Here is a 24,367-nt window from a genome sequence, read left to right as displayed (position 1 = left end):
ACAAATATGTTATAATTAGAATATAGATAAATAAAAAAATTATATGAGGGGGAATCATTAATGAAAGAAATGAATAAAACTGAATTGAAAAAATTGGATGGCAACGTGTCAGAATTTAAAAATAAATTAGAAAAATTTCACTTAGATATAAATTCTGAAAACCCAATGCAGATTATATTAAAGGGAAATCTTTATATAGAATATGCGTTGAGAGAAAGACTAAAGAAGCACCTTAAGAATCCAGATATTTTAGACTGCGATAAGTTGACGTTTGATCAATTGGCAAAATCAGTATTTTCATTAGGGTTGCTTCCAATTGATATATTTAAAACAGTTATGAAAGTAAATTATATAAGAAATTTATATTCTATTAATCTTAAGTATAATTTTAATGAAGAAGAGTATAGAAAACTCGAAAATACATTTTCACCTGATTTTAAGGAGATGTATTTAGTATTTTTGGGAACACACGAATATCCAGTAAGCACGTTAATAAAATTACAGACTGCTATATTTACAATATGGCAATTAATTTTAAACAGATATAATGTGCTAGAAAATATTTAATTCCATAATGTAGTTCAAGATCAAGAAAATAAGGTTATATTTCTAAATGATATTTTAGGAGTATAACCTTATTTTTTTTATTGCATTTTTTGAACATGACTCAATTAACTTATCTATACAGTCCTATTAAATTTATTATAATATTTGAGAGATTTTACATTTTGATGTGTATTATTATATATAGAACATATAAAAATTATATAAGCTTTTTTAATATACTAGTTAATACATAATATGAAATGACAGGAGGATGATTATGAAAGATGAAGAATTAGTCATTAAACTTAAAGCGCGAGAGGAAGGGACTATAGATATCCTGTATGATAAGTATTTTGATAGAGCTTATTATTATACTAAAAGAATTTTATGTGAGTATGGATCGAAAGAGGATGTTGAGGAATGTGTAAGTGATATATTTTTAGCTTTATGGAAAAAAATTGATAAATTTGATTCTCAAAGGGGTTCGTTTGATACCTTTGTAAATGTAAAAACACGAACTGTAGCTCTTAATTTAAAGAGAAAACTTCAAAGAAGTGCACAAAGGCGAGTGAATGGGTGTATTGAAGAACTAGATTTAGTAGAGAATGTATCAGTTAGTGCTGAAGAACAGGTATTTGATAAAATTGGGGAATATGATATTTTACATGCGATTGACGAATTTAAAGAGCCTGATAGGACTTATTTTTATCTTAGATATTTTATGAATTACGAGATAAAGGCAATAGTAGAAGCCTTTAATACTACTGTTAGCGCAGTAGATAACAGATTATATAGATGTAGACTTTTATTAAGGAAAAACATTGGGAAGGAGGTAGTTTAGTATGCTTGAAAAGGATGTATTTGAGATAGTAGATAATCTTACAGATAATGAATTAAATGTGATAATGGATAAGACGTATTTAAGTAAGGATATTAAGAATGATGTTTGTGATTATGATGAAAAAGAAAAAATTAGAGCTAAACTTTATGAAAGGGTAAATAAAAGTGCAAAGCAGAATATTACGATTAAGCAAAATATTATTAATAACGAAGATGAATATAAATCAAGTTTAGATGGTGCTGAATTAAATCCTATAAAAAAATCTAAAAAGAGGATAATGGTTATAAAAAATAAGCTTATTAGACGGTTGTTAATCTCAGCAGTAGCAGCCATGTTAGTATTTGTAGTATCAACTAATATTTCGCCAAGTGTTGCAAGGGCATTAGATAATATACCAGTATTGAATAAGTTGGTTGAATTTATAAAATTAGATAAGGGATTTGATAACGTAATAAGCAGTGGAAACATTCAAGAAGGAAATATTACTGTAGAAAATAAAGGCGCGAAGTTTACAGTAACATCAGTAGCTGGTGATAAGTTAAAACTCTGGATTGGTTATGAGCTTGAAGACAAAGGTCTTATCTTAGGAAAGATTAAATTTAAGAATAAGGTTGATAATAAAGAACTTCCTTGGGGTGTTATCCCTAATAAGAAGTATCTAGAAGTTATTAAGAATGAGTCAAATGTTAAGGACTTTATAATGGAGATAGATGTTTACAAAGATGATGTTATGTTTCATAAACCGATTGCTGAATTAGATAAAAAAACTATAAAGAGAATGATAGATTTATCTCAAAAGAATAAAATTGCTACTTTAAGTATACCTATATCATTAAGTAATAAAATTTATAAGAGTGATTTAGCGACTATAAATGTAGTGGGAAAACAAGTAAATAAAGAGAGTGGCATATTCAAAATTGAAAAACTAGAATTGTCTAAATCTAGGAGTAAAGTTTATTGTAAATTAGTAAGTAAAGATAATGACCTAGTTGGAGTAGTAAATCCAATACTTATTGATGAAAATGGAAAAGAGTATAGTTCTCCTAAAGAAAAAATATCAAGTAGTGGAGAGAATAATACTATTTGCTTAGAGTTGGAAGGCGGAATTGCTAGTGAAAAAGGATTAACTTTTAAATGCGATGGGTTTAAATATATAAATAAAAAAGATAAATATATTACAATAGATTTAGAAAACAAGATTATAGAACCTAATAATTTGGGAGTAGCTATTGTTAGTATTAAAGAGTCTAAGATTACTTTAAAAGCATTTAAGAGTATAGTACAGTTTAACTTTGGAGCAAAGAATGAAAAGGGTAATGATATTCCTATTAAAACAATGGAGACTAATTCATTGACTAAAAAAGAACAAGTAATAGAGTTTAAAAGTCTAAAAGATAAAAAAATAATTTTAAACGTAGAAAGTGTAATGGATAGCGAAGCCACGGGGGTTACTATAAAATTTTAGTTTAAGGGAAAGCATCCTTTTTAAAAATATAACTATATCAATAAATTTATAGGTGGATAGTTTAGTAATGTTGTTATTAGGGTATTCAATTTGCTAAGTTTATATTTTTATTGTTCATAGACCTCGTGCAACACTTCAAATAAAAGAAACCCAATAAAACTTGTCTATAAACAAGGTTTATTGGGTTTCTTTTATTTAATATCTATTATTTATGACGCTTCTTTTCCTTTAATGGCTTCTTCGATTAATTCAGTAGTTTTCTCCAGGCCAAAGACCGCACTATTAACTGTCAAATCATAGTTCTTAATACGTCCCCATTTACGTTCCGCATAGATTTGATAATAGGTTTCTCTTGCCCTATCAGTTTTGTGTAGCGTTTCTTCGACATTTTCCTCTGATATTCCATATTCATATTGAATACGCTTCATTCTATTTGCTTTATCTGCATGAATAAATACATGGAAGCTCCCTTTGAAATCAGCTAAAATGGAATCGGAACAATGTTCCATAATTACACAAGATTCGGTATTTGCAAGTTTCATAATAGCTCTCTTTTCTGCTTCATAGATAGCATTTAGAGGATCTTTCTCCTTTTTAGAAAAGGCATATCCTTGAGATAATAACTGATTTAACAACAAATTTGGAACAAATTGATCATTTTCTGCAATAAATTTTTCAGAAAGGCCTGTTTCTTCGGCAGCTGTTTTTAATAATTGCGTGTCGTAGAAAGAAATACCTAAATCAGCTGCTATTTTTTTACCAATAGCACGCCCTCCACTACCATATTCACGACTAATTGTCACTACTAGTGGATGAATTTCTTGAGCAGTTGTTAAAACTTGACTCGTATTCACAGTTATAGATTTACCCTTAAATACAGTATCCATAAAACTCAAATGCTTGTTAATCAAACGGACAAGGGTTCCAACTAATAAAGCAGCTAAAACTGTTCCTTCTCTTATTCCATTTAGTCGATGAAAAAGAATAAATGAAAAAAGAAAACCACAAATTACAAGTGTAACATCGAAAGCTACTTTTAATTTTCCAAATTCCTTCTTCGTAACTATTGAGAGGGCACTAACTACCCCTTCACCAGCCATCATGACAACATCTGCAGTTACTTCCATACTGACTCCAAGAGCAAGAATTAAACAACTAAGTATAAATAATCCTACTTGAGCAGGGTAACTGGTCACGCTTATCCATGATAACAATCCCATAGTAAAATCGGTAAAATAGGCAAATAAAAAAGCTACCACAACTTGAAGTAGCTGAATGGGCTTGAATTGTTTTCTTAATAATAAAATTTGAAAAATTATAAATAATAAGTTCATTAAGAAAGTAAATTGCCCAATGGTCATAGGCAATCCCAAGCTCAACACGTATGGCACACATGAAATCGGAGACGTTCCTAAATTGGATCGAGTGGATAACACAACACCGACCGCCATCATGAATAACCCTAAAATAAAAAATAAATAACGTTTCACTATCTCACGAATTGACATTTTAAAGTTCACTCTCCTTCACTTTTTTCATTGTTCGGTTTCTAATCAGATAAATTATCAAACATCTTTGTTAGTAGACGAAACGTTCCTGCCTGCTCCTCAACTGTAAAACCTTCAAAGGCTTTTTTTCTCACTTCCTCAAAAATTTTTAAAACTTTTGTTGTCACTATTTCTCCTTCTTTTGTTAAAGAAACATGTAAAGAACGTCGATTTCCATTTAGTTGCTTTCGTTCAATCAGATGAGATTTCTCCATTCTGGCTAATAAATTAGTGACCGTTGCTGGCTCTATTTCACAAGCTTTGGCAATTTCTTTTTGCTCGCAGCCATTGTGATGTTCTAGAAATTCCAAAATTTTTGGTTGACCTGGGGACAATCCTAAGGTACTTGTTTGTAACAAAATTTTTTTATTACAAAGTGTGTGACAAAGCCGTAAAATGTAATGCAGCTCTTTGTTCATGTTTAGTCCCTCCTTTTAATTAGGAATATAACAGTTAGAAAGCTAACTATTATATTATATACCTAAATAAAAAGCGAGTCAATCTTCAAGAGCAAAAGCGCCTACGCCTCGCTCTTTAATGAAGAAGAGTATAGAAAAGTTAAAATAAAAGGTAAAGACTAGAGGAAATGATAAATCACTACTTCTGGTCTTTACCTTTTATATATAAATTGTGAGATGTTTTATTATATTAGACTTTAAATTTGTCAACTGCGTTTTCTAGTTTATTCACTAATTGTTTCAAATCTTCTGCATGAGATTCTGCCTTATTTATTGCTAATAATTGTTCAGCAGTAACAGCTGAAACTTCTTCTGTAGCTGCGCAAGTTTCTTCAGCAGCTGCAGAGATATTAGTTATGTTTGCCACTATAGCCTCTTTTTTATTTGTCATATTCTCACTAAATTTACTTATCTCATTCATCTTATCCATTAACGCCTTAAAGGATCCAGATATATCTTTAAACTGTTCTCCAGTTTGATATACAGCCTCATTTTGCTCTTCAACTATGATTTGAGTATTTTCCATAACTGTTACAGCAAATTTTGCGTTGGTTTGAACTTCGGTTATCAAGGTTCCAATCTGCTTAGTGGCGCCAGAAGATTGTTCCGCTAATTTACGAACTTCATCTGCTACAACTGCAAAGCCTCTACCACTTTCCCCGGCTCTTGCAGCCTCTATAGCAGCATTTAGTGCTAGTAAGTTAGTCTGTTTAGCTATGTTATCTATTGTTTCTATTATTACACCTATCTTCTGTGAGCTTTCATCAACCCTCTGAATTACTTCGCTTACATCTTTGTTAGCCTTATTATTCTCAGTATTTTTATCTGAAAGTAATTTAACTACAGACCTACCTTTTTTAGTGATTTCAACAGTGTGGTTAGAAATGTCCTTCATTTCACTAGCAGCCACAGAAACATGTTCAATATCTTGAGTTATACTAGATATTTCACTTACGCTGCTTTCAGTATCTTTAGCTTGCTCCGTAGCTGTTATAGCTATGTCTTCAATAGCTTTGGCGACTTCCTCTGAAGCAAGTGCAGTCTGTTTAGTTATGTTCGTAAGGGAGTTAGATGAATCTAATAGAGTGCCGGAAGAATTTTTTATTTCTCTAACTAAATCACCAATACTGCCTATCATATAATTAAACTTATTGGAAATTTGGCCAAACTCGTCATTCCTTTTTAAAATATTTCCCTGTAATGTAGATTTATCTAGATGACCTTCCGATGCAAGGGAAATTTTTTCAGTTATCTTTTTAAGTGGAGTTGTAATATAAATTGAAAGAAAATTTGCTATAATTAAGGATAACAATAATGCACCTGCAATAATAACCAGCATAATCATTATAATCAAATTCAATTCATTAAAGGCCTCGCTGGAATTTACTTCAACTACTACACCCCAATTAATTTTATCAATAAATTTATAGGTAGATAGTTTAGCAACATTGTTACTTGCGTATTCGATTTGCCCAGTTTGTTTTTTTATAACTTTAGCTACAGGGCTAAGCTTTGTTAAATCCGTAAGTTGGTCGGCCAGTTTCTTATTACTATGGCCAATTGCTTTTCCAGCTCCATCAACTAAATAAACTTGTCCTGATTTTCCATAACTTTCTTTTGTTACTAAATCACTAAAAACATCTAGTGAAAGGTTAGCAGCTAATACACCTACAACTTTTCCGTTTTTCAAAATAGGAGTAAAACATATTATTATTGGTTTCTTTGTAGTACCAGATATCAATACATTAGAAAAACCAGATTCACCTTTCATTCCCATTTTATAATAATCTCTATTAGACCTATCTGCTAGCTTATTTTTCCCCATAGAACTATAAAACATCATACCTTTTGGGTCTAATGCTGTAAAGTCTAAAATCATTGGGAATTGTGTTCTAAATGTTTTACATATACTATCAAGTTTGTTGAAATCCATAGATTGGACTTCATCCGTAGCGACTAGACCAGTCATCAAACTTTGAATATCATTTAGTGTTAATTTTATTTCTTTTTCAACAGCATTTGCCTTATCCATTTGTTGAGTATAGGCACTTTTCTTCATAATACTTGAATTTTTTACTCCAATAATTGCGGTGGATATAATAAGTGGTATTATAATAATAATTACGATAATAATTGATATTTTAAATTTAAAGCCCCTTATAGTTTTGATTTTAATCACTCCCAATAAAATATTTTCAGTAGAATTTATGATTACCTTTTATTTTTATAAATTCATGGAATAGTTTATAAATACATATTCGACATAATATTGTAAAATCCTTTTAAATTTTTACATCTAAGAAAGAAATAAATAGTTATCTATTATGTTTATTGAATTATTTGCTTCATTAATAAGTCTATATTCCTTAAAATTATTTTAAAGGAATGTGGACTTATTATGTGGAATGTATTAAGAATGAGTTAGTTATATATTAGCAATTTGTTAAGATACTATTTAAATACATATTATTATATTTTACAGGAGGGGGAATTAAATTGTTAGAGGTAAAAAAACTTACTAAAAAGTTTAAAAATTTTATTGCAGTGGAAGGAGTTTCGTTTGTTGTTAATAAGGGAGAAATACTAGGCCTTATTGGAGAAAATGGAGCTGGGAAAACAACTATAATGAGAATGCTTGCAACTATGCTTAAGGTAACAGAGGGGGAAGGGAAGATTGCAGGATATGATTTAGTGAAGGAGCCTGAAAATATTAGAGGAGAAATTGGAATTTTATTTGGTGGAGAGGTTGGTCTATATGACAGGCTTACAGCAAGAGAAAATATAATGTATTTTGCCCAATTGAACGGTATGAGCGAAGTTGATGCAAAAAAAAGTATAGAAGAACTTGTGAGCGAGCTTGAAATGAGTGAATTTATAGATAAACGGGTAGGTAAATTCTCAAGAGGTATGAAACAAAAGGTAGCAATTGCAAGAAGTATTGTCCATAAGCCTTCCGTTATGTTATTTGATGAACCAAGCACCGGACTTGATGTTTCTGCCACAAGACTTATTCAAGATTTTATATTTAAGTGTAAGTCAGAAGGTAAGGCTATAGTTTTCTCAAGTCATAGTATGGTAGAGGTCGAAAAACTTTGTGATAGAGTTGTAATAATACATAAGGGTAAAGTCGTGGAACATGGAATAATAAATGAGCTTAAGGTTAAATATGACAATAAAGATATGGAAGATATTTTTGTAAAACTTATAGGGGGCAGCAATGAATAAATTAGTTAGTGTAATATTACTAAAAGAACTTAAGGATATGCTTAGAGATAAAAAGACAATAATAGTAAGTTTACTTATTCCTCTTTTGCTAATGCCAGTACTTAGTTTTATTATGGGGAAAACTATGAATAGCGCTGAGGTCGATGTTAATCAAAATACGAAGATTGTAATGGTGGATAAAGGGGATAGTAGCCTTGGTAAAGTACTAAAAAAAGATAAGTCTATAAAATTTATAAGTGGCACTGATGGACAAGAAGCAGTAAAGGATGGAAAGGCACTACTGTTTGTGGAAATACCAAAGGATTTTGATCTATTTATTTCAAAGGGTAATAATTCTGGTATAAAGATTTTTTACGATAATACAAGTCAAAAATCTTCGATTGCACTCAGCAAGGTAACTGGTATAATAGATGAATTAAGCAAGGAAATAGTGGGAAGTAGATTAACAAAAAGGAATATTGATATAAAGATATTAACGCCGATAACGGTTGCTAAAACAAGTTTTCAAAAGGAAGAAAGTGCACAAGGTCAGATAGTATTAGGAATGCTTATTCCTATATTCGTGCTTCTTTATAGTGCAACAGGAACTATTGCAGCAGCAACAGACCTAGGGGCAGGTGAGAAGGAACGTGGAACACTTGAACCGCTTTTAACTACAAAAGCTGGAAGACATTACATATTAACAGGAAAACTCTATGCAATAACAATAATGGGTTTTATAGTATCGGTATGCTCAATGATTGGTCTTCTAGTTTCAATGAAAATTCCTGGTGGGATGTTCGGAAATGGAAGTTCATCAATTGGTCTAGGGTATAAATCAATAGCCTTAATTGGAGTAATAACAATAATAACAACAATGTTTTTCGGTGCACTTGAACTAGCTGTAAGCATATATGCTCGTTCTTTCAAGGAAGCTCAAACATATTTGACACCATTTTCAATTGTCCCTATATTTGCTGCTTATGGAACTATGTATATGGATGCAAAAAATATACCTTTTATTTATTTTAACATACCACTACTTAGTGTAAGCTCAGTGGTTAAGGAACTTACAAGTGGAATTTATAATTATGGTCATATAGGAATAACAATAGTATGGTCTATAGTTTATACTATAGCGGCTATTATTCTAGCAAGACATATGTTTAATAAGGAAAGTGTGATATTTAGATCTTAGAATTCAAATATGGATATAACAAAAGCACCCTAGGGTGCCTTTGTTATATCCATTAAGTCTTTTTCCATGGTTTTAAATTCATATATTACGGATTCATCAGGTTGTTTTGTTAAAAGGCTTCCAACTATAACAGCTATAAGAGATAGACTAAAGCCCGGAATCATTTCATACAAATGAGCCGATAATCCAGTAAGAATCCATATAATAACTGTTAAGCCACCTACAACCATACCTGATAATGCACCCCACTTAGTCATTCTCTTCCAGTAAAGACTAAGGAGAAGCATTGGTCCAAAAGCAGAACCAAAGCCCGCCCATGCTTGACCTACTATATTAAGAATAGTTTTGTTTGGAACATATGCAAATATTACTGCAAAAGCTGCAATTATAAGGACAGATATTCTTCCAACAAACATTTGAGTTTTCTCTGTTGCTTCTTTATTAAGAAATGTAAGATAAAAATCCTTTGTTATAGAGCTTGAACAAACCAAAAGCTGAGAAGAAATGGTACTCATAATGGCAGCAAGTACTGCTGAGAGTATTATCCCAGTAACAAAGGGATGGAATAGTACATCACCAAGGCGAAGAAAAACCATTTCAGGATCTTTTAAGGGTTGGCTTATGGATGTAAAATATACAAGCCCTATAAGTCCACTTGCCATAGAGCCCAGAAGTCCAATCGCCATCCAACCTATTCCTATCCTTCTTGCTGATTTAAGTTCTTTTGCGGATTTAATAGCCATAAAACGAACTATGATATGAGGTTGACCAAAGTAACCAAGGCCCCAGGCTAAAAATCCTATTATTGTAGATAAACTTGTTCCGCGAAGTACATCAAATAATGCAGGATCAATATGTTTTACCTTATTAACAAAAGTACCAGGATCTATTCCTAGATTCGTATAGGCTACAATAGGCACGATAACTAGTACAATAAACATAAGACTGCCTTGAAAAAAATCTGTTAAAGTTACGGCTAAAAAGCCTCCAAAATATGTATATATTACAACTATAGATAATGTCACTACTACGCCAGAAGTGTATGTGAATCCAAATAAGTCCCTAAATAATTTTCCACCAGCGACAATGCCTGAGGAAACGTATAATGTAAAGAAAACAAGTATTATTATGCCTGATACAATTCTTAGCATTTTAGAGTTATCTTTGAATCTATTTTCAAGATAATCTGGCACAGTTAAAGAATCACTAGCAACTTCAGTATAGATTCTAAATCTTGGAGCAAGCAGGCGATAATTAAAATAGGCCCCTATAGTTAATCCGACACTAAGCCAAATGCTTGAAATGCCTGTAGCATATACAGCTCCAGGTAGGCCCATAAGCATCCATCCACTCATATCACTGGCACCTGCAGACAAGGCTGTAACCATAGGCCCTAAACTTCTTCCTCCAATCATATAATCAGAAATATTCTTGGTCTTTCTGTAGGAATAGTATCCTATTACAAGTAAAATGAGTAAGTATAAAACTATTGCTAAAAGCGAGTAAAATTTCATTCGGAATCTCCTTTATTCTAATTTAGGTTTTATAATGTGCATAAAATGTAGAAATATATAAATATATTATCATGTTTATGGAAAAATTGGAACAATAATAGTAAAGCGTAATCAGAAAATCACCTGTATATTTTACAGGTGATTTTCTGATTATATTACTTGCTTCCATTATATTTTATTAAAATATCTGCAATTTTTTTGTTCTCACAAAGATCTAAGGGAGTGTAACCTGTGGAATTTGTTGAATTTATGTCAAAGCCTAAATTTATTAGCGACTTTAAAAATTCTTCGAAATGTTCATCAAAACAGTTGATATAATCATCGTGAAGAAGAGTGTTTTTGTATTTATCCCGTATATTTATATCTGCTCCATATTCTACAAGTAAATTGAGAAGCTCCACAGAATAATTAAAGCTACAGTAAAATACGGGAGTTTTACCAGATATGTTGATTGCATTAACTTTAGCACCCTTTTTAAGTATCATAGTTATTACATCTATATGAGGTTTTATCCTTGCACAAAGTTTATGAAGAGGGGTTTCTAAGAGGTCACTATTATGAGCGTTAATATCTGCACCGTTATTTATCAGAAGTTCAATTGTTTTAAAATAATTATTTTGGCAATTATCAATAGCATAATAAAGTATATTTTCAAGTTTAAGATCAGGATTTAAATCTTTAGCGTTATTTAAATAATCTCTTATTGCATCTACGTTGCCATCATCTATAAATCTATAAACTGATTTAGGTTTTGCCGCGAATAAGCCTTCGAATATTTTCATGTTGCACCTCCTGTTAATTAAATAGTTTACAAAATTAAATATTTAAGTCTTTGATATGCTAATATTAGCTTTAAATTTAATTTTATAGCTAATATTATTTTAACATAGCAAGGCTTAAATGAAAATTAATATAATTAAAACTATACTTTTGCCATAAAAGTCCTAATTTATGTATTTAATTTGATAAGATGATTATCATCTGATTTACGTTTTAATTTTGACGGAGGATAGCCATAATATTTTTTAAAAAGTTTGCTAAAGTGATACATGTCAGGATAACCGACAGATAAAGCTATTTTTTTTATGGATTGGTCTCCAATTTCAAGGGAGTGTTTTGCTTTTGAAAGTCTGAGTTTTATTAGATAATTTATCGGTGAAGTACCTGTACTTTCTTTAAAAAGTTTAGAAATATAAACGGGACTAAGGTACATGTTTTGCGATATTACTTCTAAAGAAAGACTATGCATAAAATTTTCGTTTATAAATTCTAAAACTGTATTCACAATAGTTGTGTTATCGTAGTTTTCAAGATTTAATATTCCTTTTTGTTTTAGAGTCGAGCTTTCAAAAGTTGCGTTAAAAAGAATGGAAAGAAGTTTAATACCCAGACCTTTTAGAGATAACTGTAGGGCTGGTTGGTTTCTACTTTGCTCTGAAATAACGTCTGAACAAAGTTTTAGAAGTTCATTTTCATATTTGGATACATTAATAATAGGTGATACATGATTTTCAAGAAAATGATCTGGCAGAAGTCCTTTTATGTGAAGGTTTTCATAACCTACGTGAAATTCATGAATTTCACTACCCATGGGAAGAATTTTTCCATGATATGCATGAGGGTTTAAAACAAGCAGATCCCCTTTTTTGACAATGTGTGGAACACCACTAATATTGTAGGTACATGTGCCTGCTAAAACATATATTATGGATAGAAAATCATGGCAATGATAGGTTACATCACTTTTATCATTGAATTTTTTTGTGAAAGTATATAACATTTTCGGGTTGAAATCATCTAAATCGATTTTTAAATTACACATAATCTACCTCTGTAAAATTATTCTATATTTTAAGTATATTATAAGTCATTAAATACAAATAATCAAAGCATAATTAAATCTTTATTCTATAAAATAAGAATTGACATTAAATTAGTGTGGATAGTACATTTTATTATATAAGCATATACATGATAATAGTATAGAGAAAAAAGATATGGGGTGGTAATTATGGCTTTTAGATGGGTTTGGAAATATGCAAAAAAATACAATATTAAAATAATAATAGGTTTTATACTAGTTATTATATGTTCTGCTATGAATATGGTTGCACCATATTTATCTGGAACAATTGTAGATAAGGTTATTATGGGAAAAGAAAGTAATATATTAATTCCGTTATTAGGAGTTATTACAGCAGTAATATTGCTTAGGTCTATATTAAGGTATGTTTTTTTGATCTTACTCGAAAATATGTCGCAAGATTCTATATTTGATATTAGAAATGATATTTATAGTAATCTTCAGAAACTTGATTTTGACTTTTTTGATAAAACTAGTACTGGAGATATAATGAATAAAATGACAGGTGATATCGATGCAGTAAGGCATTTTCTTGCATGGGTATGCTATAACGTTTTAGAGAATTCATTTATATTTTTGTTTGGAATAGCAATTATGTTTTCAATTAATTATAAACTTACATTGATTTTACTTATGTTTACACCTCCAATAGCTTATTTTGCAAGAAAGCTAGCAATAGATGTAAAACCAACTTTTTTTAATGTAAGGCAGCAGTTCTCAAAACTTAACTCAGTAGCACAAGAAAACATAAGTGGTAATAGAGTAGTAAAGGCTTTTGCTAAGGAAGAATTTGAAATTGGAAAATTTGGAAAAGAGAATGATGAATTTAGAAAAAGGAATATTGATTCTGCAAAAGTTTGGGGAAAATATCTTCCTATTATAGACTCGTTATCTATAAGTCTTAATATAGTAATTATTCTTGTAGGTGGAATTATGGTAATTAACCAAAGTATAACCATAGGAAATTTGGTTACTTTTAATGCTATGATATTTACAATAAATAACCCAATGAGAATGGCAGGTTGGTTAATTAATGATATTCAAAGGTTTTCAGCGTCCGGTGAGAAAATAATTGAGCTTATGAATACTAAACCTAAAATTAAAAACTCAGAAAATCAAGTGGAAGAAGATAGGATAAAGGGTAATATAGAGTTTAAAAATGTAAACTTTAATTATGGGGATGAAGAAGTACTTGAGAATATAAATTTGAAAGTAAGCCCTGGGCAAACCATTGCAATAATAGGACATACGGGTTCTGGTAAGTCTACTTTCGTAAGTTTGTTATGTAGATTTTATGAATGCACAAAAGGAGAAATATTAATTGATGGTTATGATATAAAAGATTTTAATTTAAGGCGTTTACGCAAAAATATAGCGGTAGCTATGCAAGATATATTTCTTTTTTCTGATACTATCGAAGGAAATATAGCCTATGGGTTGCCTACAGCATCAATGGATGAAGTTAGATGGGCAGCTAGCATTGCTGGCGCTGATGATTTCATAAACAAGATGGAGGAGGGATATGATACGATTGTTGGTGAGAGAGGAGTGGGACTTTCTGGAGGGCAAAAGCAAAGGATTTCACTTGCGAGAGCTCTACTAAAAAATCCATCTATAATAATACTTGATGATACTACTTCTAGCCTTGATATACAAACAGAAAATAATATAAGACATTCACTGGACAAATATTTTAAGGATAAGACTACATTTATTATTGCGCATAGAATATCTTCGGTAAAAAATGCAGATATGATATTAGTACTCAATAATGGAAGAATTGTAGAAAGAGGAACTCATAGTGAATTGCTCGTAAAGAAGGGTGAATATTATAATGTGTATATTAACCAATTTGGTAATTTTGATGATGCAAAGGGGAAGGAGGTAGGTTAAAAATGGCTAGAAATAAGTATGATGTAGATGAAAAATTAGAATCAGAATTTAATATGGGACACGTTAAAAGACTTATGAGATATGTTATACCTTATAAGAAAAAAATGGTTATAACTATAGTAATTATGCTAATAGCATCAGTTGCAAATCTCATTGGGCCATACCTTATTAAGGTAGCGCTGGATAGTAAGATACCAAATAAAGATGTAACGGGGCTTATAATACTTAGTTTAATATATTTAGTTACAGTAATTATTAATGGAGTTTGTTTAAACATAAAAATAAAGTCTATGACAGATATAGGACAAAGTGTAATTTTAAACATAAGAAAAGATTTATTTGAGCACCTACAAAAACTTCCATTTAGTTATTATGATAGCAGACCGCATGGTAAGATATTAGTAAGGGTAGTTAATTATGTAAATTCATTAAACGACCTTTTATCAAATGGTATCATTAATTTAATTACAGATAGTTTTAGTTTGATTGTCATTATTGTATTTATGTTTTTAATAGATGTTAGACTTACACTGATTGGTCTTGTTGGACTTCCAATACTCGCAGGAGCTGCTTTTACTATTAAGTCACTTCAAAGAAAAGCATTTCAGGTTTTAAGTAGTAAATCATCAAACGTAAATGCGTATATTCACGAAAGTATATGTGGTATGAAGGTTACTCAATCTTTTTCTAGAGAAAAAGAAAATTTAAAAATATTTAATGAACTTAGTGATAATTATAGGAAGGCTTGGATGCACGCTATAAAAATTCAATTCTTAATGGGACCTTTTGTTGATAATATTGGGAATTTAGTTGTGGTTGCAGTTTACATTATGGGAGTGGCATGGATAGCAAATGGGGCTATAACAATAGGCGTACTTATCGCTTTTATAGCATATATAGGAAGATTCTGGGGACCGATAAATAATATTGCAAACACATATAATGCTATTATAAATAACATGGCTTATTTGGAAAGAATATTTGAAACTATGGATGAGGAACCTAATGTTAAAGATTTACAAGATGCATATGAAATGCCTGAAATAAAGGGATTGGTAGAATTTGAAAATGTTAATTTTTGTTATGATGATGGGCAAAGAATATTAAATGATGTAAACTTCAAAGCAAATAAAGGAGAGTCGGTAGCACTAGTAGGTCCTACGGGAGCAGGTAAAACCACTATAATTAATCTTATAAGTAGATTTTATGATCTCGAGAGTGGAGCGGTACTTATAGATGGAGTAAATGTTCGAGACGTAAAACTTAATTCATTAAGAAAACAGATGGGTATTATGCTTCAAGATTCATTTATATTCTCAGGTACTATAATGGACAATATAAGATATGGCAAGCTTGATGCAACGGATAAAGAAGTTGTTGCTGCTGCAAAAGTAGTTAGGGCTCATGAATTTATATCTACATTAAGTGAAGGATACAATACCCAGGTAAATGAAAGAGGGTCAAGACTATCAGCTGGTCAAAGGCAGTTAATATCTTTTGCAAGAGCATTGCTCGCAGACCCAAGAATTTTAATTTTAGATGAAGCAACTTCAAGCATAGATACAGAGACAGAAATGTTACTTCAAAAAGGGCTTGAAGAACTTTTAAAAGGAAGAACTTCATTTATAATAGCTCATAGGCTTTCTACTATAAAAAATTCAGATAGAATAATGTATATTGATCATGGAAGCATTGTTGAATCGGGAAGTCATGATGAACTTATGAAATATAAAGGTGAATATTATGAGCTTTATATGAGTCAATATAGGATGCTTGAAGCTATATAAGTGATTAGCAGGTGCCACCCACAGGGCTAGTGGCATCTTTAAAATAAGACCGTAATATAAGGAAAAGGCGGATTAATGCAATAAACATTATCCGCCTTTTTATAAATTTATATGTAATTTTTGGAAAATGTATTATTTTACTGTAGCAGTTGAAAGCCCAGCTTCCTTACAGAGCCTTTGAAGTTGCATTTTTAGTACTATATTTTTTGTACAATCAAATATAATATTCTTAAAACCCTCTTTTTTATACATTTCTAAACAACCTTTTAACATATTGGTCATATCAACACCTGATTTAGTATCTTTTCCTGAAACTTTTAGTTCTTTGCAATCAAATTGAAGTTCATATTCTTTTGCATTAACAGGTTTAAGAATTATTGTGTAATCGCGTACAAAGTCATCAGCATCGGCAGGACTGAATGAACCAAATGCCTTTGCAAATAGTATTTGTTTTGTTTTGTCTAATTCCAATTCATATTTCTTATCATTAGCTGTTGTCATATAAAACACATCCTTATTATATAGTTATAAACTTAAGTTAGTAATCATTTACTCTATTTATAATAATATTCTATTTTAGTACAATTTTCAACAAAAAAATACTTTTTAAACCAAATTATATTAAAATAAAAGATTATATTAACGTTGAAGGAAAAGATCTGTTTTATACTAAACTCATTTCAATAGTTGTAATACATTTTGGGCCTGTTGATTAGATTGCGATAACATAGCTTGGGCTACTTGATATAGAATACTATTTTTTGAGTATTCCATCATTTCCTTTGCAATATCTACGTCTCTTATTCTAGATTCCGCAGACTGTAGATTTTCAGCAGTAATATCATTTACTGAGATTACGTGTTCTAATCTATTTGTGTATGCGCCTAACGTTCCTCTAAAAGAAGAAGTCTTTTCAACTGCTTTCTGTACACTTTTTATTGCATTAGAAGCATTTTCTAGAGTTGATATATTAACATCATCTAAATTTAATGCAGTTCCAGTCATAGATTCTAGATTTATAGTCATTGATTGATTTGAGTTAGCACCTATTTGTAGTATAAGTTCATTATCATCTTTACCCAATAAAGGTATGGTATTAAATTCAGTTTGATTCGCACTTCTTGTAATTTCTTCTTTTAATTGAACAAACTCTTTATTTAATTGAAGTCTATCATCATCAGAGTTTGTACCTGTAGCTGCTTGAACAGCTAATTCATACATTCTTTGAAGCATAGAATGTGTTTCATTTAGTGCTCCATCAGCTGTCTGAAGTAATGAAATACCATCCTCGGCATTTCTAGAGGCTTGCTGTAATCCTCTAATTTGACCTCTCATTTTTTCAGAAATAGCAAGACCGGCGGGATCATCTGCTGCTCTATTTATTCTTAAACCTGAAGATAATCTTTCCATAGACCTACCCATTTTGTTTTGAAGAATAGACATTTGTCTACAGGCAAACATTGCGCTAATATTATGACCGATTATCACAACAAATTCCTCCTTGAAATTTCCTTTTAATACTTTAAATATATTTTATTCATAATTATACTATTATTAGATTATCGTAATATATTTTAATATCTTTAGCGCAATAATCGGTGCCACCTACATGGTAGGTGGCATCTTTAAAATAAAGCTGTAATGTAAGGCAAAGTCGGATAATGCAAAAGATATTATATGGGTTTTTACTTTTCTAACTTACACCTGAAAATATATACTTTTTTGTTTTTTAGTATTTCTTTCATGTTTTCTGATATGGAATTAAAGGTTGATGTACTTCCTTCATTTTGTATAAATGCAGCTAAATTAATATCTTGTCCTACTATGAGCTTTTGTTCTTGATTTGCAACGGATGATTCTCCTGATTTTGAATCTATTTTATCGATGAGGCGGCCTTGAGATACTGAATTATTTGATATTATAGAAGTTATAAGATCTCTCTTATTATTATTATTATTATTATTATTATTATTATTATTATTATTATCAATATTCCAATTATTTAATGATATTGATATATATTTTACCTTATCACTTCCCTGCAGCATACTTGTCATTTTGCCAAAAGAAGTTTTCAATTTTCCGTCCTCAAATAAATCTATCCAACATGAAACTTTTTTATAGTTTTCCTTTTGATTTTTGACTTCAAATACATAAAAAACATTGGCTCCTCCAATTTTTATTAAATTTTTTACTTCGGGTGTTAAATTTGCTGGACCTATTAGGGAATCGGAATTACTAAGAGAATTATTCTTATTTATATTAGGGCTTAATTGTTTACAAGAAGCTAATATTAATAGGAGTGATGGAATCAGTATTAGAATTAGTATTGATTTAATTTTGAAGCTTTTTTTTATCATTTAAGTAACTTCTCCTTTTATTACAGGTTTGTATTGATAAACAGTTGTATTACAGATAAAGTTTTGATTAAAAAGAAAAATATTTATGCGAGAATTATATATTGGTTTTATTATACAATTTTTATAGCAAATTGGATACAATATTATGTTTGTATTTTATAACATATTTATTAATATTTTAGACTTAATTAATATTAAATATGGCAAAGTAATAAATGAAGTTAATTTAACTTAGCTATTAATAATACTCTATTCATGTTATCATATAACTATAAATGTGGGCAATTATGGCTTAGGTTGATTTTATTTATAAAATAAAAAAGTCGAAAATCTGTAAAGTCTCTAAGGAATATTAGTAAGTTTTATTTAATAAGATATAAATATGTTAGTGATAATGAATTTTCGATAAATGGGGGATGAGATAAGCTTGAAGAAGTTATCAAAGATATTATCAATGCTACTTATGGTAGCATTACTTGTAACAATTAATTTCGATGTATATGCTAAATCAAGGTCTGGTGGATTTAAATCAAGTGGTAGTTCAAGTAGTTCAAGTAGTAAAAGTTCGAGTAGTAGCAGTAGTGGAGGATTTAAATCAAGTAATAGTTATACAAAACCTTCAACTGCAACAACAGATAAAACATCACCATCGAGTGATAAATCAACAAGTACAAGTAGTAATAGTACAACCAAAACACCGATTGTAGGTAGTAATAATAATTATAGTAACAACAATCATAGAAGTTTTATACCAATGATGTTTTTTGGAAATTCATTTGGTAGTTCGATATTTAGGTATGCAGGTTTAATTATTATTTTATTAATAATGTTCTATGCGTATAGATTTATTAAAAGAAAACGTAAATAAAAGGTAAGGGTGGGTTAAAAAAATAATGGGTAATGAAAAAGAATATTTAAGCAAAATGAGTGATACTTATGTAAAAGCTCATGGTGATTTATTTTTAAAGATATATTCTAATGAGTTTCGCGATGATACATTAAAGAATAAAGTTAAAGCCTTAAAATTCGAGAAAATATCTTTGGAATTTATTGATATAATAGACAAATCTATTAAAGCGTCTAATAAGTTAATGCATTTTGCTGTAGATGATACTAAAGAAGTTAGTCAATATTATAATAAGTATAGAGGTCAATTAGATCAAGTTCAAAATTGTTCTAAGTGTGAATGTATAGATTGTGCATACGAGTGTAACTTTAGTTCTTGTGGTAATTGCTTATCAGGATGTAGAGTTAAGAATTGTGATAAAAAAGAAAATTGCATAATAGAAAGCACTAAGACACTTGAATTATACGATGAAAATAAGGAAAGAAATGTTGAATTTGAGATATTAGCAATAGTAGAAAGCAAATCATATGATAAAAAGTATATATTACTACAAGAAAAGGAAAACGAGGATAATAAACAAATGTATATTATGACTGATGGACTCTCAGATACTGAGTATATAAATATAGAAAATGAGGAAGAACTGGAAAATATAGCTGGACTATTCATGGAGAGCTAGTATACAATGTATATAATCATTAAAGATAATAAGGAGGAATATAAACAATGGGAATATTTGATAGATTAGGAAATAGCCTAAAAGCGGGAGTTAACAAGATAATAGATGCGAATGAGGATACAGCAGCGCTTATAGACCAAGCTATAAGAGATAAGGATGCATCTTTAAATGAAGCAAAGACTAAATCAGCTGTAGTTTTTGGAAATGTAAAAAGACTTGAAAGAGAAATGAATTCAGCGAAGGAAGATATGACTAATTGGGAATCTAAAATAAAACTAGCTATAGAAAAAGGTAATGATGAATTAGCTAGTAAAGCAATTGCTAAACAAAAAGAATGTGAAGCTACTAGTGTTTCATTATCCAAATCTTATAATTCAGCTAAAATTACTGCAGATAGCTTGAAGAAAAGTTTGGTAGATTTAGAAGATGACTTAAAAGATTTAAGAGGCAAGAGAGATGGCTTAATAGCTAGACTTAAAACAGCAGAAGCTGCACAGGAAGTTAATGCAATTACAGCTAATATTAAAACAAAAGGTAATAGTATTGATTTAGATAGATTAGAACGTAAGATAGAGGAAAAAGAATGTTTAGCAGAGGGGTTAGGAGAACTCAAAGTTGATTCTTTAGAGGATGAATTTGAGGCACTCGAAAAAACATCTGTAAGTGATGATTTAGCAGCTTATAAAGCTAAATATGCTAAACAATAATTAACAGTAAACAAAGACATATCAATATTTCTAATAGAAATATTGATATGTTTTTTTATTTTTTAGGTTTATAAGTAGAAGGTATCATTTTAGTTACTATGTAATAAAAAAGTGCGTACTTGTAATTAAGATACAATGAGGTAAAATAGTAACATAGAGAAAATAATAATCAATATAATGAATTATCGAAATAATCTTAATTAATATGGAGGTAACAAAATGGAAGCAATATTTAATAGAAGAAGCATAAGGAAATATGAGGATAGACCTATTGAAAAGGAAAAAATAGAAAAACTTTTAAGAGCTGCAATGCAGGCACCATCAGCAGCAAATCAACAACCTTGGGAATTTTTAGTCGTTGAAGATAAAGAAGTATTAAAAAAATTATCAGGAGCAAGCCCTTATTCAAAGATGGTTGCTACTTCAGCTGTAACATTTGTTCTTTTATCTAGAAAAGATGGGTTATTAGCACCAGGTTGCGTACCACAAGATATGGGAGCAGCATCAGAAAATCTTCTTTTACAAGCAGTAGAACTAGGGCTTGGAGCAGTTTGGCTTGGGGTAGCATCTATTGATGAAAGAATGAGTTATATAAAAAATTTGTTTAACTTACCTGATAATATAGAAGCCTTCGCGTTAATCCCAGTAGGATACCCAGATGGTCAGGAGAATAAGTTTGTAGATAGATTTGATAAGAAAAGAGTTCATTATGAAAGTTATAAATAAATAAGCAAACAAATAAACCTTCGATTAATTAATTAGTCGAAGGTTTATTTGTTATATTTTTTTTATTAAGTTTCGTTCATAAAATTTAGAAAATATTGTTTTGACAATAGCGGTTAGTTCTTTTATTATCCCATGAAACTCAATTGCTATATAATTACTAAAAAGAGTTATAACACCTATGGTGATGGATAAACCAAGGGTTAATGTTAATAAAGCTGAAGCGGTTGCTTTTAACCCATTTTTGACAAAGACTGTATTCAATGGTTTTGTATTTTTCACTTCTCTGATGGTATTGCATAAAATAAGCATACTAAGCCTCCTATAACAATTAATAAACCTAAAATTGAGGACAGCTTCATAATTCTCACCCCTTTTTATTTTAATCTTATCTACTTGTTATGATATATTTTATTGATATAAGAAATATCTTAATTGATAATAATTTAAGCAGTATAATGACGAGTTACATAGTAGTTAACAGTATTTTGATTCCAACGAGTGCTAGAACTGGAGTTGTAACACACAGAGAAATTAAGATAGCTTGAATCCATGATACTTCAGGACTGTTTTTGTATTTAGATTCCATGATAAATTGACCCCATTTCTTCATTAAATACTACATTTTTATAATGATACAAATTCAACTTACTATATATACCATTTGACATAAAGAATACCATAAAATTAACGCCATTGCAATAAAACATTTATATATTATTTTTCATTTTAATCTTACAGGATTAAATTTGTATTAAATCAAAATTAAGAAAACATTAAAATATAAGTAGTTTTTTTAGTCTAAGTTTAGGAGAGTGATTATTTAAGGGATAGTGGTTCAGGGCATAAAAATAATTTGATATATTGGAAGGAAGCACCAGAATTTTACTGGTTGTTTACAGCATTAACTATGGTGTTATTATTCCAGTCTTTAATTAAAATATTGGGTTTTTAATTAAACTGACTATATTAAAGGCAAATAAACATTAATTGTAGTTCCTACATTAATTTTGCTAGTTATAGTTACTCCATAGTCATTTCCATAAAGGAGTTTAATTCTATTGTCTACATTTTTAATTCCTATTCCTGTAAAATGTATATGTTTAGAAGTAGGGGATGAATATAGACTTTGTAGTTGGGATTCTTCCATGCCGATTCCGTTATCTATTATTTCACAAAGTAGGTTATTATTTTTTACAGATATAAACACGTGTATACGTCCTTCTTCATTTCCAGAAAATGCATGGAAAAGAGCATTTTCAATAAAGGGCTGAAGGACTAGTTTTGGAAGTCTATAATTAACACACTGCTCAAATACATGAAAATTAACTTTTATATTATCACCACATCTAGTTTCATTTATAAAGACATAGTTTTTTAGATTTTCTATTTCTTGCTCTACAGTTATGGTTTCACTGGTTTCACTAATGGTATTTTGTAATAGTGAGATGAATGAATTTATGGTTTCGCTTGCTTTTTCTTTATCCTCTTTTAGAACTAGCAGTTTAATAGAGGCTAAGGTGTTATAGATAAAATGGGGATTAATTTGCATTTGAAGAGCAGACAATTCTGATTTTCTTTGCTCTTTTTGAGCGATAAGTAACTTCTCTACATAATTATTTAGATCATCTAACATATAGTTAAAGGAACTGCTTAATTTTTTTATTTCGGAACTTCCTGCTAAATTTATATGATTATTAAAGTCACCTTCAGTTATTTTAGACATTTCTTTTACTAAAACTCTTAGGGGATTTATAGTTTTTCTTGTAATTACAAATAGTATTGAAACTGAAATAGCTATTATTAGTCCACAAAAGAGCACTATTTCTTTTATATTATACATATCTTCTAAAGCAAGGTTCGTATCAATAATGTTTACTAAATAGAAATTATAAATTGGCATATATTCTGCTAAAATCGTGTAATTTTTATTGTTTAACTTTACATTTTTAAATTTAAGATTATTATTATCTATATTTTTTGCTATATTAAGCAAGGGTTTATCAATAGTTCCGATAATATTCTCTTTATTAGAGGATACGATGGTACCATCATAGGACATTATTGCAACATCATTGCTCTTAGTTGTAAAGTTAGAATAGAGCTTTTTAAATGTGTTTTCATTTATACTTATATATAACATACCAAATTGCTGCTTTGTTCTTTGATCGTGCAATACCTTTGTAGCGATAATAACATTTCTATGTGTTGTCAAGCTATTAAATCCAGAGTTGCTATATTGATATAGTAATTTATCTGGATTTTTAAGTGAGTTTTTTGTTATTTGATTTTCTTTTATTTCGTTTACAGGGATAGTTAATAACGCGGAACTTCTTATATATGTGGAATTATTTGCTCCAATTAATAAAAAATCAATATCTTTAGAATTCAGATTCATGGTATCATTTTTTAAATGTTGTTTAAGGTTATATATAATATTGGATAAATCTATTGTACTAATGTTATATTCAGTAAGGTATCGACGAAAGGCCCAACTATCATTTATAGTGTTCATAAGACTTATAAGTTTATCATTTAAATCAGCAGAAGTATCTTTAATCTCATTTAAGCTTTTAGTGTTTGTAACACTAAAGTTATTAATAAATACTTTCTTTGAAATATTCATTATTGTAAGTGCAGTTATAATAGAAATACATATACTGCTAATTAACATAATTAATGTTAGTTTAAAGAATAAGCTATTGTTCCTTAATTTATTTATAATTTTAGTCAT

23 protein-coding genes are annotated in these 24,367 nt (G+C 29.8%); 11 read left to right on the top strand and 12 right to left on the bottom strand.

What is annotated here, in order from left to right:
- Positions 1 to 60 precede the first annotated feature (60 nt).
- From LL038_RS08470 to LL038_RS08460, 3 genes are all read left to right on the top strand, one after another.
- Entirely contained in the window at positions 61 to 567 is a 507-nt protein-coding gene (locus LL038_RS08470) for a hypothetical protein (protein ID WP_216125192.1), read from the top strand.
- A 256-nt stretch (positions 568 to 823) separates the two neighbouring features.
- On the top strand, positions 824 to 1,387 hold the full coding sequence (locus tag LL038_RS08465) for a sigma-70 family RNA polymerase sigma factor (RefSeq protein WP_216125194.1): 564 nt from the start codon (positions 824 to 826) through the stop codon (positions 1,385 to 1,387).
- A gap of 1 nt (position 1,388) precedes the next feature.
- Positions 1,389 to 2,852 (top strand): DUF4179 domain-containing protein, encoded by a 1,464-nt coding sequence (locus tag LL038_RS08460; RefSeq protein ID WP_216125196.1) that lies wholly within the window; start codon positions 1,389 to 1,391, stop codon positions 2,850 to 2,852.
- A 209-nt stretch (positions 2,853 to 3,061) separates the two neighbouring features.
- Here the strand turns inward: LL038_RS08460 and LL038_RS08455 are convergent, their stop codons facing one another.
- The 3 genes from LL038_RS08455 to LL038_RS08445 all read right to left on the bottom strand — a co-directional run bounded on the left by LL038_RS08455 (position 3,062) and on the right by LL038_RS08445 (position 7,036).
- Positions 3,062 to 4,360 carry a cytidylate kinase family protein gene (locus LL038_RS08455; protein ID WP_216170955.1) on the bottom strand — a complete coding sequence of 433 codons (1,299 nt, stop codon included), beginning with the start codon at positions 4,358 to 4,360 and terminating at the stop codon, positions 3,062 to 3,064.
- A 41-nt stretch (positions 4,361 to 4,401) separates the two neighbouring features.
- Positions 4,402 to 4,818 carry a MarR family winged helix-turn-helix transcriptional regulator gene (locus tag LL038_RS08450; RefSeq protein WP_216125198.1) on the bottom strand — a complete coding sequence of 139 codons (417 nt, stop codon included), beginning with the start codon at positions 4,816 to 4,818 and terminating at the stop codon, positions 4,402 to 4,404.
- Between the two features lie 229 nt (positions 4,819 to 5,047).
- Positions 5,048 to 7,036, bottom strand: coding sequence for a methyl-accepting chemotaxis protein (locus tag LL038_RS08445; RefSeq protein ID WP_216125199.1), 1,989 nt, complete (start codon positions 7,034 to 7,036; stop codon positions 5,048 to 5,050).
- A 317-nt stretch (positions 7,037 to 7,353) separates the two neighbouring features.
- Between LL038_RS08445 and LL038_RS08440 the strand changes: the two genes are divergently transcribed.
- Both LL038_RS08440 and LL038_RS08435 read left to right on the top strand, forming a co-directional pair.
- On the top strand, positions 7,354 to 8,082 hold the full coding sequence (locus LL038_RS08440) for an ATP-binding cassette domain-containing protein (protein WP_216125200.1): 729 nt from the start codon (positions 7,354 to 7,356) through the stop codon (positions 8,080 to 8,082).
- The gene (locus tag LL038_RS08435; protein ID WP_216125201.1) at positions 8,075 to 9,259 is read left to right on the top strand and encodes an ABC transporter permease; all 1,185 of its coding nucleotides are present in this window, start codon (positions 8,075 to 8,077) and stop codon (positions 9,257 to 9,259) included. The genes LL038_RS08440 and LL038_RS08435 overlap by 8 nt, the downstream gene beginning before the upstream one ends.
- Positions 9,260 to 9,288: 29 nt before the next feature.
- Here LL038_RS08435 and putP read toward each other — a convergent pair whose 3' ends face one another.
- From putP to LL038_RS08420, 3 genes are all read right to left on the bottom strand, one after another.
- Positions 9,289 to 10,773 (bottom strand): sodium/proline symporter PutP, encoded by a 1,485-nt coding sequence (gene putP / locus LL038_RS08430; RefSeq protein WP_216125202.1) that lies wholly within the window; start codon positions 10,771 to 10,773, stop codon positions 9,289 to 9,291.
- A gap of 155 nt (positions 10,774 to 10,928) precedes the next feature.
- Positions 10,929 to 11,555 carry an ankyrin repeat domain-containing protein gene (locus tag LL038_RS08425; protein ID WP_216125204.1) on the bottom strand — a complete coding sequence of 209 codons (627 nt, stop codon included), beginning with the start codon at positions 11,553 to 11,555 and terminating at the stop codon, positions 10,929 to 10,931.
- Between the two features lie 167 nt (positions 11,556 to 11,722).
- Positions 11,723 to 12,595, bottom strand: a complete 873-nt coding sequence (locus LL038_RS08420; protein ID WP_216125206.1) for an AraC family transcriptional regulator — start codon at positions 12,593 to 12,595, stop codon at positions 11,723 to 11,725.
- Positions 12,596 to 12,784: 189 nt separating this feature from the next.
- Between LL038_RS08420 and LL038_RS08415 the strand changes: the two genes are divergently transcribed.
- Positions 12,785 to 14,530 (top strand): ABC transporter ATP-binding protein, encoded by a 1,746-nt coding sequence (locus LL038_RS08415; RefSeq protein WP_253199879.1) that lies wholly within the window; start codon positions 12,785 to 12,787, stop codon positions 14,528 to 14,530.
- Between the two features lie 2 nt (positions 14,531 to 14,532).
- Entirely contained in the window at positions 14,533 to 16,317 is a 1,785-nt protein-coding gene (locus LL038_RS08410) for an ABC transporter ATP-binding protein (protein WP_216125207.1), read from the top strand.
- 132 nt (positions 16,318 to 16,449) lie between these two features.
- Here the strand turns inward: LL038_RS08410 and LL038_RS08405 are convergent, their stop codons facing one another.
- From LL038_RS08405 to LL038_RS08395, 3 genes are all read right to left on the bottom strand, one after another.
- Positions 16,450 to 16,818, bottom strand: coding sequence for a hypothetical protein (locus LL038_RS08405; RefSeq protein WP_216125208.1), 369 nt, complete (start codon positions 16,816 to 16,818; stop codon positions 16,450 to 16,452).
- 174 nt (positions 16,819 to 16,992) lie between these two features.
- On the bottom strand, positions 16,993 to 17,805 hold the full coding sequence (locus LL038_RS08400) for a flagellin (protein ID WP_216125209.1): 813 nt from the start codon (positions 17,803 to 17,805) through the stop codon (positions 16,993 to 16,995).
- Between the two features lie 197 nt (positions 17,806 to 18,002).
- The gene (locus LL038_RS08395; protein ID WP_216125210.1) at positions 18,003 to 18,677 is read right to left on the bottom strand and encodes a hypothetical protein; all 675 of its coding nucleotides are present in this window, start codon (positions 18,675 to 18,677) and stop codon (positions 18,003 to 18,005) included.
- A 427-nt stretch (positions 18,678 to 19,104) separates the two neighbouring features.
- Between LL038_RS08395 and LL038_RS08390 the strand changes: the two genes are divergently transcribed.
- The 4 genes from LL038_RS08390 (at position 19,105) to LL038_RS08375 (ending at position 21,636) form a co-directional block, all read left to right on the top strand.
- Positions 19,105 to 19,545 carry a hypothetical protein gene (locus LL038_RS08390; RefSeq protein ID WP_216125211.1) on the top strand — a complete coding sequence of 147 codons (441 nt, stop codon included), beginning with the start codon at positions 19,105 to 19,107 and terminating at the stop codon, positions 19,543 to 19,545.
- A gap of 25 nt (positions 19,546 to 19,570) precedes the next feature.
- Positions 19,571 to 20,203, top strand: a complete 633-nt coding sequence (locus LL038_RS08385; RefSeq protein ID WP_216125212.1) for a DUF1292 domain-containing protein — start codon at positions 19,571 to 19,573, stop codon at positions 20,201 to 20,203.
- 47 nt (positions 20,204 to 20,250) lie between these two features.
- Complete coding sequence (locus tag LL038_RS08380) at positions 20,251 to 20,910, top strand: PspA/IM30 family protein (RefSeq protein ID WP_216125214.1); 660 nt, start codon at positions 20,251 to 20,253, stop codon at positions 20,908 to 20,910.
- A 219-nt stretch (positions 20,911 to 21,129) separates the two neighbouring features.
- Positions 21,130 to 21,636, top strand: coding sequence for a nitroreductase family protein (locus LL038_RS08375; RefSeq protein WP_216125216.1), 507 nt, complete (start codon positions 21,130 to 21,132; stop codon positions 21,634 to 21,636).
- 51 nt (positions 21,637 to 21,687) lie between these two features.
- Here LL038_RS08375 and LL038_RS08370 read toward each other — a convergent pair whose 3' ends face one another.
- The 3 genes from LL038_RS08370 to LL038_RS08360 form a co-directional block, all read right to left on the bottom strand.
- Positions 21,688 to 21,945: a hypothetical protein gene (locus LL038_RS08370; protein WP_216125218.1), complete on the bottom strand. Its 258-nt coding sequence runs from the start codon at positions 21,943 to 21,945 to the stop codon at positions 21,688 to 21,690.
- A gap of 154 nt (positions 21,946 to 22,099) precedes the next feature.
- Positions 22,100 to 22,222 (bottom strand): hypothetical protein, encoded by a 123-nt coding sequence (locus tag LL038_RS08365; RefSeq protein ID WP_268056028.1) that lies wholly within the window; start codon positions 22,220 to 22,222, stop codon positions 22,100 to 22,102.
- Between the two features lie 375 nt (positions 22,223 to 22,597).
- A complete protein-coding gene (locus tag LL038_RS08360; protein WP_216125221.1) occupies positions 22,598 to 24,367 on the bottom strand; it encodes a cache domain-containing sensor histidine kinase in 1,770 nt (589 codons plus the stop codon).

Origin of the sequence: Clostridium estertheticum, from assembly GCF_026650985.1 — a bacterium.
In the GTDB taxonomy this organism is placed as follows: domain Bacteria; phylum Bacillota; class Clostridia; order Clostridiales; family Clostridiaceae; genus Clostridium_AD; species Clostridium_AD estertheticum_C.
Note: the sequence above shows the minus strand (reverse complement) of the source record. Positions and strands in the feature narration are given on the sequence as shown.

What these genes read in the sequence shown, in the direction of transcription:
- LL038_RS08470 (WP_216125192.1), top strand. Translation starts at nt 61, where the DNA reads ATGAAAGAAATGAATAAAACTGAATTGAAAAAATTGGATGGCAACGTG.
- LL038_RS08465 (WP_216125194.1), top strand. Translation starts at nt 824, where the DNA reads ATGAAAGATGAAGAATTAGTCATTAAACTTAAAGCGCGAGAGGAAGGG.
- LL038_RS08460 (WP_216125196.1), top strand. Translation starts at nt 1,389, where the DNA reads ATGCTTGAAAAGGATGTATTTGAGATAGTAGATAATCTTACAGATAAT.
- LL038_RS08455 (WP_216170955.1), bottom strand. Translation starts at nt 4,360, where the DNA reads ATGTCAATTCGTGAGATAGTGAAACGTTATTTATTTTTTATTTTAGGG.
- LL038_RS08450 (WP_216125198.1), bottom strand. Translation starts at nt 4,818, where the DNA reads ATGAACAAAGAGCTGCATTACATTTTACGGCTTTGTCACACACTTTGT.
- LL038_RS08435 (WP_216125201.1), top strand. Translation starts at nt 8,075, where the DNA reads ATGAATAAATTAGTTAGTGTAATATTACTAAAAGAACTTAAGGATATG.
- putP (WP_216125202.1), bottom strand. Translation starts at nt 10,773, where the DNA reads ATGAAATTTTACTCGCTTTTAGCAATAGTTTTATACTTACTCATTTTA.
- LL038_RS08425 (WP_216125204.1), bottom strand. Translation starts at nt 11,555, where the DNA reads ATGAAAATATTCGAAGGCTTATTCGCGGCAAAACCTAAATCAGTTTAT.
- LL038_RS08420 (WP_216125206.1), bottom strand. Translation starts at nt 12,595, where the DNA reads ATGTGTAATTTAAAAATCGATTTAGATGATTTCAACCCGAAAATGTTA.
- LL038_RS08415 (WP_253199879.1), top strand. Translation starts at nt 12,785, where the DNA reads ATGGCTTTTAGATGGGTTTGGAAATATGCAAAAAAATACAATATTAAA.
- LL038_RS08410 (WP_216125207.1), top strand. Translation starts at nt 14,533, where the DNA reads ATGGCTAGAAATAAGTATGATGTAGATGAAAAATTAGAATCAGAATTT.
- LL038_RS08405 (WP_216125208.1), bottom strand. Translation starts at nt 16,818, where the DNA reads ATGACAACAGCTAATGATAAGAAATATGAATTGGAATTAGACAAAACA.
- LL038_RS08395 (WP_216125210.1), bottom strand. Translation starts at nt 18,677, where the DNA reads ATGATAAAAAAAAGCTTCAAAATTAAATCAATACTAATTCTAATACTG.
- LL038_RS08385 (WP_216125212.1), top strand. Translation starts at nt 19,571, where the DNA reads ATGGGTAATGAAAAAGAATATTTAAGCAAAATGAGTGATACTTATGTA.
- LL038_RS08380 (WP_216125214.1), top strand. Translation starts at nt 20,251, where the DNA reads ATGGGAATATTTGATAGATTAGGAAATAGCCTAAAAGCGGGAGTTAAC.
- LL038_RS08375 (WP_216125216.1), top strand. Translation starts at nt 21,130, where the DNA reads ATGGAAGCAATATTTAATAGAAGAAGCATAAGGAAATATGAGGATAGA.
- LL038_RS08370 (WP_216125218.1), bottom strand. Translation starts at nt 21,945, where the DNA reads ATGCTTATTTTATGCAATACCATCAGAGAAGTGAAAAATACAAAACCA.
- LL038_RS08365 (WP_268056028.1), bottom strand. Translation starts at nt 22,222, where the DNA reads ATGGAATCTAAATACAAAAACAGTCCTGAAGTATCATGGATTCAAGCT.
- LL038_RS08360 (WP_216125221.1), bottom strand. Translation starts at nt 24,367, where the DNA reads ATGACTAAAATTATAAATAAATTAAGGAACAATAGCTTATTCTTTAAA.